This window comes from Arachidicoccus terrestris, assembly GCF_020042345.1.
GTDB classification, from domain to species: Bacteria; Bacteroidota; Bacteroidia; order Chitinophagales; family Chitinophagaceae; genus Arachidicoccus; species Arachidicoccus terrestris.
Genome location: NZ_CP083387.1, coordinates 3719683 through 3732935, shown reverse-complemented (window position 1 = coordinate 3732935; position 13253 = coordinate 3719683). Strand labels below are relative to the sequence as shown.

At 42.3% G+C, this 13253-nt stretch carries 10 protein-coding genes and 1 riboswitch; of the genes, 3 read left to right on the top strand and 7 right to left on the bottom strand.

The genetic code is table 11. The features are described 5' to 3' along the window. Window positions 1-55 precede the first annotated feature (55 nt). The 3 genes from K9M52_RS14525 to K9M52_RS14515 all read left to right on the top strand — a co-directional run bounded on the left by K9M52_RS14525 (window position 56) and on the right by K9M52_RS14515 (window position 3623). Entirely contained in the window at window positions 56-634 is a 579-nt protein-coding gene (locus K9M52_RS14525; protein ID WP_224069157.1) for a DUF5606 family protein, read from the top strand. Between the two features lie 183 nt (window positions 635-817). Further along, window positions 818-2551 carry a M3 family oligoendopeptidase gene (locus tag K9M52_RS14520; protein WP_224069156.1) on the top strand — a complete coding sequence of 578 codons (1734 nt, stop codon included), beginning with the start codon at window positions 818-820 and terminating at the stop codon, window positions 2549-2551. A 34-nt stretch (window positions 2552-2585) separates the two neighbouring features. After that, on the top strand, window positions 2586-3623 hold the full coding sequence (locus tag K9M52_RS14515) for an NAD(P)-dependent alcohol dehydrogenase (protein WP_224069155.1): 1038 nt from the start codon (window positions 2586-2588) through the stop codon (window positions 3621-3623). A 287-nt stretch (window positions 3624-3910) separates the two neighbouring features. On the opposite strand, the gene K9M52_RS14510 is transcribed toward K9M52_RS14515, so the two are convergent. The 7 genes from K9M52_RS14510 to K9M52_RS14480 all read right to left on the bottom strand — a co-directional run bounded on the left by K9M52_RS14510 (window position 3911) and on the right by K9M52_RS14480 (window position 13128). Beyond that, window positions 3911-5017 carry a DUF5074 domain-containing protein gene (locus K9M52_RS14510; protein ID WP_224069154.1) on the bottom strand — a complete coding sequence of 369 codons (1107 nt, stop codon included), beginning with the start codon at window positions 5015-5017 and terminating at the stop codon, window positions 3911-3913. 58 nt (window positions 5018-5075) lie between these two features. Next, a complete protein-coding gene (locus K9M52_RS14505; RefSeq protein WP_224069153.1) occupies window positions 5076-5963 on the bottom strand; it encodes a hypothetical protein in 888 nt (295 codons plus the stop codon). A 9-nt stretch (window positions 5964-5972) separates the two neighbouring features. Then, entirely contained in the window at window positions 5973-7118 is a 1146-nt protein-coding gene (locus K9M52_RS14500) for a YncE family protein (protein ID WP_224069152.1), read from the bottom strand. Beyond that, entirely contained in the window at window positions 7118-9100 is a 1983-nt protein-coding gene (locus K9M52_RS14495) for a TonB-dependent receptor plug domain-containing protein (protein ID WP_224069151.1), read from the bottom strand. Before K9M52_RS14495 ends, K9M52_RS14500 begins: the two co-directional genes overlap by 1 nt. 283 nt (window positions 9101-9383) lie before the next feature. Beyond that, a riboswitch (cobalamin riboswitch) is annotated at window positions 9384-9582 on the bottom strand. A gap of 453 nt (window positions 9583-10035) precedes the next feature. Continuing rightward, a complete protein-coding gene (locus tag K9M52_RS14490; protein ID WP_224069150.1) occupies window positions 10036-11655 on the bottom strand; it encodes a T9SS type A sorting domain-containing protein in 1620 nt (539 codons plus the stop codon). Beyond that, complete coding sequence (locus K9M52_RS14485) at window positions 11636-12328, bottom strand: hypothetical protein (protein WP_224069149.1); 693 nt, start codon at window positions 12326-12328, stop codon at window positions 11636-11638. Before K9M52_RS14485 ends, K9M52_RS14490 begins: the two co-directional genes overlap by 20 nt. 167 nt (window positions 12329-12495) lie before the next feature. After that, window positions 12496-13128, bottom strand: coding sequence for a response regulator transcription factor (locus K9M52_RS14480; protein ID WP_224069148.1), 633 nt, complete (start codon window positions 13126-13128; stop codon window positions 12496-12498). Window positions 13129-13253: the final 125 nt, after the last annotated feature.

Sequence of the window (13253 nt, the reverse complement as noted above, 5' to 3'; positions counted from 1 at the left end):
ATTTGGCTTTCTACCCGATACTGAGTATTTTCGCAGCCTTAAATCAAACTATCAAATGGAATACAACAAAATTATCTCTGTCACCGGATTAGGCGGTCTTTTTGAATTGATCGGCAGTAAGGCTGATGGTGCCATCGTTCGTTCGCTGGAGGATAAAACCACTAAGTTTGCCTCTTCCAGGAGTCATCATTTTTCCCATTTGGAAAGCATTGAAGTATATACCGTCCGCGAAAACGTTAATCTGGTGGAAGTGTTCAAAGCGATGAAGAATGCTGGCAGGCCTATTCCGGATTATAAAGATATTGCCGCAGTAAAAGCTTATTTTACCGAAGTTTATCCAGATATAGATTTTGAAAGAGTCTATACCAGTGATATGAAAAAAATGGTCCGTTGGTACAACATTCTAACCGATAATGGCATCAATCTGGAAGATTCAGAAGAAAATGTTGCAGTATCGGAAACTGCTCCTGATGACATAGCAGAACAACCTGCTGAAGACAAAAAAGCAAAAGTACCCAAAAAGGCGGCTACTAAAAAAGCGAAGGCAGCTGTGGAAGGAAAGGACGAAAAAGCAACTTCGGCCAAACCTAAAAAGAAAGCGGCTCCTAAGAAAAAAGATAAGGAAGAAAAATAGTCCGGATGGGTTTGAGCCGGTCTGGCAAAAACGATCGAGCGCAAGCAAAAGGTTAAAACCTTTTACTTGCGCTTTTTTTGTGGTAATTTTGGCATACATGGCTCCTACAACATATCAATAACAACCTGATTATCAATGTTCAGCCGTGTAGTAATTATATAACAATTAAACGATTAAATACGTATGGCAAATGTGATTCCGACTGCCGATATCCAGAAACTGTCCAGAAATTTTGTCCCAACGGATTTTGCGATTAGCACCTGGGCGTCTCTGGAGCCTTATTACCAGGATCTGGCTGAGCGTCCCATTAACAGTAAAAACGATCTGGAAAAATGGTTAAAAGATGTAAGTGAACTTGAAGCCGTGGTCAGCGAGGACGCCTGCTGGCGTCAGATTAAAATGACTTGTGATACAAATAATAAAGCACTGGAAGACGCCTTTACATACTTCTGTATGGAAATACAGCCTAAGCTCCAGCCTTATGCAGACCTGCTCAACAAAAAGCTGGTGCAATCTGCCTATGTTGACCAGCTGGATCAACAGCTTTATCATACCTATCTCAGAAGTGTACGCAGAAGTATTGAGCTATTCCGCCAGGAGAATATTCCTATCCAGGCAGAATTAAGTGTTTTGCAGCAACAATACGGCACCATCGCCGGCAAAATGACCGTTGAAGTGAATGGTAAAGAGTATACGCTACAGCAAGCGGCTAAATTCCTGGAAAATCCGGATAGAATGCTCAGAAAAGATGTTTATTTGAAAGTCCAGAACAGAAGATTACAGGATAAAGATGCTTTCAACAAACTATTTACCGAGCTCGTCCAAAAAAGACAACAGATCGCCGAAAATGCCGGGTTTGAAAACTATCGCGATTATAAATTTGCAGAATTAGGCCGTTTTGATTATACAAAAGAAGACTGCTTTCAGTTCCATGAAGCTGTAAAATTACATGTATTGCCACTCGTGGATCAGATCAATAGCTATAAAAAACAGAAATTAAGCCTGGAAGAACTCAGGCCCTGGGACCTGGAAGCCGAACCTGCCGGCACGCAACCGCTACATCCTTTTACCTCAGGCAAAGAACTGCTATCCAAAACAGAAGCCTGTTTTGAAGCATTGAACCCGTTTTTTTCCGCCTGCCTCCGAAAAATGGATGAACTAAAACATTTTGACCTGGAAAGCAGAAAAGGAAAAGCCCCCGGTGGATACAACTGCCCCTTGTCGGAAAGTGGCGCTCCGTTTATATTTATGAATGCCGCAGGTCAGATGAGTGATGTGACCACTATGGTACATGAGGGTGGCCACGCCATCCATTCTTTTCTGGCACATCCTCTTGAGTTGAGCGCTTTTAAAGAATATCCCATGGAAATAGCAGAAGTAGCTTCCATGTCCATGGAGCTATTCACTATGGACCACTGGGATGTATATTTTAAAGATACAGAGGAGTTGCGCAGGGCAAAAATCCACCAACTTGAAAGAGTCATTACCATATTTCCATGGATTGCCATTATTGACAAGTTCCAGCATTGGGTGTATGAAAACCCCAGGCACACCGAAAAAGAAAGAGAAGCAAACTGGCTGCGTATACTCAATGAGTTCTCCTCCCCTGTTGTTGATCAGGAAGGATTGGAAAAGTTCCGTGCTTGTAGCTGGCAACGTCAGTTACACCTTTTCGAGGTGCCGTTCTATTATATTGAATATGGCATTGCTCAATTAGGTGCCATTGGCATGTGGATGCAATATCAGCAGCACCCAAAACAAGCCCTGAACAATTATATAAAAGCATTAAGCCTGGGAGGCACCAGAACACTTCCGGAGCTTTTTGAATCAGCAGGTCTTAAATTTGACCTTTCTCCTGCCCACATAAAAAAACTGATGGATTTTGTGCATGGACAGATGCAGGAGTTGGTCGATTAAAAAATGAACTTTTAAATCTTAAACTGAGTAAATTATGATACCTGTTAAAGGATACGCCGCCCATAATCAACAAGACCCGCTTATTCCCTGGGACTTTGAGCGCAGAGCAGTTGGTCCGGACGACGTCGAAATTGATATTCTGTATTGTGGCATTTGTCATTCAGATATTCATCAGGTCAGAAGTGAATGGCGCCCGGGTATCTACCCGATGGTTCCGGGCCATGAGATTGTTGGACGCGTGGTTACTGCCGGTGAAAATGCCGGTAAATTCAAGGCAGGCGACCTTGTGGGGATTGGCTGTATGGTAGATAGCTGCCATGAGTGTCCCAGCTGCAAAAGCGGGCATGAACAGTTTTGTGAGAAAGGCCAGACTGTCTGGACCTATAACTCTGTGGAAAGGGATAGGAAAACGCCGACCTATGGTGGTTATTCTAATAAGATTGTCTGTAATAAGGATTTTGTATTGAGCGTACCAAAGAGCCTGAATCTGAAAGGTGTGGCTCCTTTACTTTGTGCAGGTATCACCACTTACTCGCCAATTAAAAAATGGGGTATCGGCAAAGGGCACAAAGTCGGCGTATTGGGGCTGGGTGGCCTGGGTCACATGGCTGTAAAATTTGCAGTAGCACTGGGCGCGGAAGTAACGCTGCTGAGCCGGTCAGAGAATAAAAAACAGGATGCACACAGATTGGGCGCCCATAAATTTTGTAACACCCAAGATAATGAACAGGTTAAACCACTCAAACGGTATTTTGATTTTATCATTGATACAGTTTCAGCGCCGCATGATTACGACTGGTATATGTCTTTATTAAAAGATAACGGCGTACATATCTGTGTCGGGCTTCCTCCAGGGGGACTAAAATTAAGCGGGTTATCTTTGAATAGAGCCATTACCGGTTCTTCTATCGGAGGCATACCCGAGACCCAGGAAATGCTGGATTTTTGCGCCGAGCACCAGATCACTTCTGATGTTGAAGTCATCGACATCAGTTATGTCAACCAGGCCTACGAAAGAGTTTTAAAGAGCGACGTACGCTATAGATTCGTTATTGATATGGCAACGATATAAGTTACGCAATATACAATAAATTAAATTCTGCCTTATAATAAGACAGAATTAAGGGAATAAGGTTTTCACCATTGAGCTGAACACCAAAAAGCCACTCAGGAAATAATCTTGAGTGGCTTTTTAACAATAAGGGTTATTCAGAAAATATCTTGACTTCTATTACTCAACGGCAGAGGTAAAACACAAAATATATCTGCCGGTGGCACAGCTCTGAATCACTTGACTAAATTGGCACAACAATGCTGTCGAATGATCTACAGATACAGCATTGCTCCATATCAGATCGGCTAATTGTAAAATACTACATTGGACGGAAAATAAACATGGCCATACTCGATCGTCTTAACTAATTCACCTGTAGAGGCATTATAAAAACGAAGGAAATTCTTATCTGTTTGCGTATACCCAGTAATTGAGCAAGTCACGATCTGATCACTTTTCTTGTCATAGAACAGGCCCGCTCCATAAAAAGTCTCGCCTGTAGGTAGTGTAACAAATGGAGTGTTCAGGGAATGCGGGCTGCCTTTTACATATTTGTAGATACTGGTTCCCGCAAACCCCTCATTCGGCTTTGCAATATAGAAAACTGCATTTTCTTTTGAAGAACTCACAAGGCTTGGCGCATTATAAGCGAAATCATTACTCCAGATAGGTTGTTCCAGTGTGATCTGCGTGGTATCTTGCGTAGTTGCATCAATACTCACCAGAATATTACCACCAGCTCCGTATATCATTCCGTCGGGTGTTTTTACGTAACCTTCAGTAGGACCATTGTAATGTACGATCGATTTCCAGTCACTCATCTCAATGATATCGACCCCTTTGTCATTGCTTGCGATCAGATAATCCCCGCTAACATACAGTTTTTTGATATTATTGCCGGTAAAGACCGGTTCTGCATGGATCGTCAGACTCGCCAGATCAACCGTATAGATATTATTGCCGCTGCTGATTACGGCAGTATTAGCATCAATTGCAGCCATAGACCTAAAATCAGCACCGTCCAAACTGAGCTGCCCAACCTGTTTGAGTGTGGCTGGATCAGCAACGATCACCGAACCCCCGGCCGTGGCGATTAGATACAATCTGTCACCAATGATCAGTCCATCTTCGAGTGTAGTCGATGTTGTCACAGGGAAGTTGCCATTATTTTCTTTAGCGAAGGCCTTCTGTTGAAGTGTATCAGCACCATAGGCATAAAAGCTCACACTGCTTGCGTCATGACCAAACCACCCTTCATTAAGGATAAAAAACCCATTGGAATAAGGGCCTGCGGGAGCCGTTATTGTTTTATCATCTTTACTACATGAAACAATTATAAAAATAGCCAACATGAATACGGATAATCTCGGGCTCCACTTTAATAGCCAGGCTGAAGTAAATTTTGTTCGCATTTGCTGAATCATTTTCTGTTTTTAATGTATTAAACTGTTCTGTTTGTGTATTATCTGATTATAACATATGAAGATCACTGACGCTGCTCACTTCCGTAGAAAGCTCTCCCAGCCATCCTAGATCTTTCTGAATGCCTGTCTGTATCTTTATAAAATCAATCCCAATTAATTCTATCGCATTTCCCTTTGCATCAACGGCATTCATAATATCTAAAGGGTTACCGCCATTCGTAACGGAATGATTATCTGCGTATCCGTATTCAAAAGGTGTACTGGTTATATAGGCTGGGTTCGTATCATCAATTCCTGTATCAGGCAAAAGACTCCCTTCTAAAGTATAGCTGTCTGCTGTAATCCAGGAAGGATAATAGGACTGATCATGATATTTATTGGATTTCACGTAACCGGTATCATTATATTTGTCCACCCACATAACATCCGCAGATTTACTATCGGGTTTATAATAGGTAACCTTATAATTTTTTTCATAGCCTTCTTTACCATAAGCGCTCCCTTTGAGTTCATACCAGGTATCGTCTGGCCGGCCGTTACCATTGGCATCATACATAACCCAGACCACACCTGGTTCTGCAGCGTTTTCGGCACCTGCTCCCTCCACCTGAATATCATCTCCTTTTTTATTAAGAACGGTGTGATCAAAGCCTAATACAATCTGGCCACCCCAGGCCCCCAGAGAAATTGCTTTATTTTGTATCACCTTAGAATCCTTAATTATATCTGTATAATCCGTATTGATAAATTGTCCAGGTGCCGGCATAAAGCTAAATACCGTATCCGCATAAGCACTACTTGCAGTTGTAATCTCACGGATAGGTTGATTGTTTTCTTTTCCCGGCTCAGTCGAACGATCATCCTTACTGCAGGAAGTTGCATACAAAACCAGCATAAGGCCAGCGATCAGTATCCACTTTTTTTTTCTTACCATATTGTATATTTAATTTGTGTATTGCAAAAAAGCTATGTGTCCAGGCACCTCGCCAGTCTGTACCTGCCAGTCTATAGCGCCATCTGTGCTGATCCAATATAAAGAACCCGGGCTTGTGTGATCACCGGCATCAGATATGAGTATCTTATCTCCATTCGGATCCACAGCCAAAGCATAGGGTGATTTTATTTTAGCTGACGCTTCTCTGGACAGAAAACTATTGTCGGTAGAAGTGAGTGTTCTTAGGTTAAAGGTTTCATAGGTAACTGCCTGCTGCTGCCCCTGAAGATTATATGATGAGGTAAAATAATACATCAGGCTGTCTTTAATGGTAAAGTTCTCTATAGGAATTTCCACATGTTTTATCTGAGCACCTGTCACCGCATTGAGTATAAAAAAGCTGGGAGCGGTTGCCCCATAGTCCCCCCTGGCGCTGACGATGATATGTCCATAATCATCTTTTTGTACATCATTGAGATTGACACCTAACTGAATATGCTTAGTAACAGTTTGTGAAGATAGGTCAATCACGGATACAGTATTATCATAAAGGGGTGGGCTGTACCCGCCACTGTTAGCCACATATAACTGATCTCCTGCAACAGCCAATCCTTCAGGTTCACGCCCTACCGCAATCTGGCTGTCTAAGAATACTGTACCAGCGCCATTCTGAAGTCTGGAAGTATCTACGACACCAACAAACCCATCATACGAAGTGATAAGCACCTTTTTATTCCAGAAAGCGAGATGCCTACAGTTGTCAATGGATATCTGGCAGAGCTTCACTGCAGTGGTTTTATCCAGCACCTCTACTTTATCTGACCCATTGACGACTATGTATAGCTTTCCGCCATAAATCTGTATATCGTTACCTACATCTCCCAGACCTAATGTGGCAGCCGGATTGACGCTCTCATAGATGTTGAGCGCATAAGTTCCCTGCTGGTGATTAAAGTAGTCCAGGCTGCAATGATTGCTACCCATATTGCCTTCATTGAGCAAATAGAAGTCAGTACCCTCACCATAACTACCCGCTGGCATTACCTGCGTAGTTTTGGGAGGAATAACGCCTATTTCTTTCCGGCATCCTGCAAATAATAGAAGGGTGGTCACAGTGCATAAAATGGATATTGGGGTACAGTATTGTTTCATCATCAAAACTCAATTTGTAAACTTGTTTTAAAATTTCTCCCCGGCATCGGATAATTCTCTATCACATCATAATGCTGGTCTAACACATTATCCAGGGAAAACAATATCGTACCTTTTACACCTTGCTTCACCGGCCAGCTATAGCTGACGGACAGATCATGTGTATACCAGGCGGGGACATAACTTACCAGACTGTTAAATCGTCCGCTATAACGTTCCCCATCATAAATAAAGCTGTAATGAAATCCAAAATGTTCATTACTTGCACCCAGTGTGAACGAACCGCTATGTCGGGGTATGTAAGGCAGTCTGTTTTTATAGGTGATAGAACCGGGATCCGTGTAATCTATTGCATTTTGATAGGTATATTGCAAAGCAGCCAGCATATTCCAGCCTGCAAATGCCCACGAGGTTTTGGCTGTAAAATCCAGTCCTGTTATTTTTGCCAGCCCCAAATTCGTCATTTGCCATCTAAAAAGACTGGTGGTGGGAATCGCTACAATTTTATCTTTGACTTCATTATAATAGATATCCGTTTCCAACAATAAGGAGCTTAACACCCCCCGCCAGCTTTTAAAATAATAAGCGCCCAGATTATACTGCACACTGTGTTCGGGACGAAGCTCGGTCTTATTATACTGGGTCAGGTATAAATCATTAAAAGTCGGCATCTGAAAACTTTTCTTATAAAAGGCTCTTAGCTTAATTGTGTTTGTCGAGAACGGCCGCCAACTCGCGCTAATTGACGGAGATAGCTTCTTGCGTTGAGATAACCAGTCATGATGCATTTGTCGATGATCATATACAGCTGTATATAAAAGATTACCAGCCAACTGTATTCGCTCTGATTCAAAGTGACTGGCTACTGCCGCGTATCCCGTCCATCTGGATGGATTTTCCGTTCCGGTCAGATCCATATTCAGGTGATTATAATGCATGTCAGCTGAAACATCTATATCCCAATTTTTGGCTAATTGATAGAGGTTTGCGGCAGAGAAGAAATAGGATGCCTGTCTGTAATGATTGGTAAGGGGCTTTTTGATAGTATCACTATCTTCAAGATAAAGTTTATTAATATCCGGGTTACTGTAACGGAGATAACTCCTGTCATATTTAATCTGAAGCCGGAGCTTATCTTTTAAGCCAATGGGTTTCAGGTAGGATGTGTGGAAATAATAGTCCGATTCATCCTGACGTTCTCTATTCGAAAACTTATTGCTGACAATAGCGCCCGGCAGCCCCATTTGCCTTCTGAAGCCATATAGGGTAATGGAAACCTTACTGCTGTCTGCGAATTGCCCATACAATCCTATCCGGCCCTGAAACCTTTCCACATCTCCGTTATCTCTTCTTAATGTAGTATCATATACACCATTTGTATAAGTAAAGGGATAATCTCCTTTCGTCGATAACCCCGAAACACTGCCCTGCAGTTGCCAGTTCTTACCCCATTTAGCAGCTCCATGAGTCGAAACACCTACTAGGCCAAAAGAACCCGTTTGTAATGAAATGCTGCCCTTTGATTGTCGGCTGCTATCCAAATCATCCGTTCTTGTTTCCAGATAGATAGCATTGCTGCTGGCAAATGCCGTTGCCGGCTGAAAAATCTGGCTGTTTTGATTTTTATATAAGGAAATACTTCCCAAGTCATTTAACGGATAACGCCCTAAATCGACCTGACCATTCTGTGCGTTTTCAAGTGGCAGTCCATCTAATAGCACCGCTGTATGTCTGGTCCCTAAGCTCCTGATATTGACGGTCTTAAGTCCACCCACGCCGCCATAGTCCTTTAATTGTGTGCCAGAAAAATAACGGATCATGTCCGATACACTCAAACCGTCTTGCCATGCAGAGCGCTTTCTTGTCATTATTTGAACCGGATCTATAGAGGTCAGAATTTGTGGTAATATGGCAGTATGAACCTTCACCTCTTGTAGAGAATGTATGCCATCCTCACCAGGACGGGCCGTATCTTTTTTAGTCACTTGTTTTTTTATTGGCACGCGCTCTTGAATGCCATTTTGGGCTTGAGTGAAGTTAGTCTGGAGTAATGATAGAATCATCAGGCAGCAAATGCCCAACCAATATACGGTTTTTGAAACAACAAAATTCACAGATACACGCATTTGTGAGATCAGTAACCGGAAAAACAGGAGAACAGGCAACAACTTTATTGCACAAATACCACGAAACCCCGGATGTGTCAACACCAGCCGTTTCGCAGAATGACAATTGCTGCAGACCTTTCACCCGAAAGTCCATTTTAGCTAAATATAATTGATATAGGCAGGTCTTCTGGCTTGCTTTATACCGTCTCCTTCCCACCAACAAGTGCCGGCAGTGGTTTCATCCGGAAAACAGACAACTATTATCATCTGAAAGCTCACAGCTACGGGGATAGCGTTGGATTTGCACCAACTTCCCTTTTAATTTTGCCGAAGCAAAAACCGATATCGCCGCAAAGGTAAATGAAATTTACTTCTCTTTTAGAGATTTATTGGTTTCACTGATCGCCCCGAATAAAAAATCAGGGTAAGGACTACCCTTAAAGCCCCTACCCTGACCACTGACACAATTCGCTTTCCTGGAAAGGAACCGAAATCTGGTTGCGACCCGTTTAAATCCCCATTTATCGCTTATCTCAATGCAGTCTGTTTGTTCTGGCTATATCAACTTAAAAATTTATCACCATAATAAATCAAGTCTTATTTTGGTATGCCAGGGGTGAGCTACCCTTCTAAGCCCCTGGCATTGAAGCACCAAACAACTAAAATAGTCAGTCACAAGCGCTTGTGTCCCAAGAAATACTCAAAAGGAATCACAACGTAAAGGAAACCAATAATCTTCCAAAAACACCTACCCAAATGGGTAGTTTTTATTTTCTTAATATAATTAAGACAACAACAGCTGCTATCCATATTTACTTCTTTTTTACCTTAATAATGGAGCTCCGCGTATCATCCAGATATCTCACCAAATAGACCCCGCCGGCAAATCTTTGCATATCGATTGTCGTATCTGGTCCTTCCAGGCTTTCCCGGTGTACCAGTTTTCCAGAAAAATCGATCATCAGGATTCTGGCATGGCCGGCCATTTTCCCTTCCACCTGAATATGCAGTGTGTTATGCACCGGATTAGGGTAAGCTTTCAATTGAAATGATAGGATATCTTCCAGCATTACGATGTTAGACTGCTTCCGGCGACCGTTGAGGTCAACTTGCATCACCCTGTAATACTTGACATCAGACATAGCACCGGCATCAAAATAATACGAAATACGAGCATTGCTGTTGCCACCTGAAGCCAGTGAAGGAATAAATACCAGATCACGAAATATGATACCGTCCAATGATACCTGTAACTGAAACCCTTTATTCTGTACCTCTGTATATGTCATCCAGCTCAGGATGGCATGCCCGTCATGACTAAGTTTGCCTTTTAATGCCCCCATCTCTACCGCTAAGGCATCTCCGGCAGACTCATAAGCTCCCAGATCGACATTTGAGCCCTGAATCCGGGTACCCGCAGCAAGATCCAGTCCTCCTGCAGGATCATTATTGGTATAAAGCGCGATGACATCTAATAATGAGTCGGATAATCCTGCATCAATCACCGGGCTGTTTACAGAAAGGCGATAGTCTGCGCCAGCCGAGTCTGCAAAAATATCCCCTACACCGACACCTTCCAGATTATGGTTGGTCGCATCTGCGCTTTTCCCCTGGATCAAGCTATAGGAAATTTTGGAAGGCATGCCCAACGTATCTAAAATACTGTTGGAGCCATTGCCCCAAATAATAGAGTTCGTCATATAAAAACGGGAATTGTCGGAATTAATAATCAGATTTTTATCAGCATCAGCAGAGATTAAAGACTTGTTGCCTGCAATTGTCGTATTGATCAGGCGTAAAGATGAATTTCCTTCACAGGATAGAATATTATTATCAAAGAAGCTTAACAAGCCCCTCGACACTTCATCATCCCAAACACCGTCTGGCAGTTTAATATTCGTGTTATCAGTTATTTTACAATTAATAAGGATCATGTGACTATCCTGCATGACTCTGGAAACACTTATTCCCCAGGCTGTATTTCTACTAAAATCAGAATTATAAATGACCGGATATGAGCTCGTATTCACAATTACACCTCCATAAAAGGTTTTATTGTTTGTAAAGATGCAGTTACTGAAAAACGGAGCCGCCTGAAAATTAGAAATCACACCTGGCAACAGCAAAAACTCCGAATTATCATCGATCAGGAAAACATCCGCATTCCCGGAAAATTCACAGTTGATAATTTGTGGGGAGGCTAGAGAGGAGATCCCAGCCCCTTTCGTTCCCCAAATCATCATAGCAGCCCCAAGTAGCGAATAATTCTCTAAGAAACGACAGCTCCGGATAAGTGTGTTATCATAGGCATCACTTATACTCAGCCCTCCCGGCACCCTGCCGTATTGATATAACGACGTATTGGCCTTTGTAATGGTAAAGCCATCTACAATTAGACTATCAGCAGTTTTGTCAATATTCTGAATATACATAATACAATATATTGTCAAAGGTATCCTTAGGGTTATTAATATCTCCGCTTAGAACAACCGGATTCGCCGCATAGTTCCTGTCACCTCCGCCATTAGGAAATCCACCTAGCAGCTTAATGCCTCCCCTGTCCAGTATAAAGGCTGTATCACGCTTCGTATTCGTCTGTAAGCCACCGGGATAATAAGTACCTTCAGCAACATGAATCTCAGTAATCTCTGTATTGACACGGGCAGCGCTTATTGCATCTGATAAAAATTGTAATGCACTTTCCCAGCTACTTCCATCCCCGGGTATAACAACGGCACTATCTACATAGACAATACCTTTGCTGTCCGGTTCAATCGTTGCCAAAAAATCTGCCCTAGCAACCAAGCGAGTGGCGGGTAAACGACTGGTAACATTTGTAAATTCCGCATAGTGGTGGGCAGATCTTCCTTTTCCACCGGATAAATCACTGCCATTTCCCCACCTTCCAGAATAATAATACTTGTTCCTATGAAGGTCTTCCGGAATAGTAATAGTTGCTTTGTCAGCCATCGTTTTCCAGTTGATGGTAAACGGCAAAAGCGCTGGCGAAGCCTTTCGGGTATCGTTATTATTCTTATTAAATTTAGCATTTGCGGCAAAGCAAAATAAAAGGAGCACTAGGCATAAAAATAAATTCCTCTTCATGTCGATGATTTAGCTAAATGATTGAATATCACAAAGAAAATCATAATCTTAAAGAATCCTCCTACCCAATTGGGTAGATTTTAGCACGCCCCCACATCTATCAAATGGAACAGGAAGATAGGCAATTATCCTGCGGTATTCATAAACAGGTAATCAACGTCCGGTGTCTAGAACTGCTTGTATTTAGCAATTAATTCACCCCGGCTGCTGACCTGCAGTTTCAGGTATATATTTTTAATGTGGAATTTCACCGTATCTACCGATAAATGCATCTGATCGGCAATCGCTTTGTTGGACAGCCCCTGTTCGAGGTAAGAGAGGATCTCAATTTCCCTGGCGGTCAGCTTTTCTGCTTCTACAATTCCCACCTGCTTTCGTTTATTAAAATAACTGATAACCTGCATAGCTATCTTTGGGGACATGGCAGCTCCTCCGTTTAGAATATCACTGATACCCGCCTTAATCTCTTTCAGTGGAGTGCTTTTCAACATATATCCCGATGCGCCAGCGCAAAGCGATTGAAAGATCTTCTCCCGCTCCTCAAAAACAGTCAGCATCAGAACATGTGTCTTATCAGTTTTATTTTTGATATACCAAACAGCGTCAATACCTGATTTTCCGGGCAAACCGATATCACAGATAATAACATCAATGTGCTTATCCAATTGCTGCCAGTCATCATGGAACTTTTCAAAGCTACCACAGGATATCACTACCTCAAATCCAGGCTCTGCTGTAAAAAAGTCCGTCAATACCCGGCGAATACTTATATTATCTTCTATTATAGCTAATTGAATCATCTGAAATAAATTCTAAAATAAATGGATCGCGGTGCTTACGTAGTAGCCGGAGCTGCATCCTCAAACAAAATACGTGTATTTCAAGCACATAAAACCTACCCAAAAGTATAGTTTGTGCTTTTTTA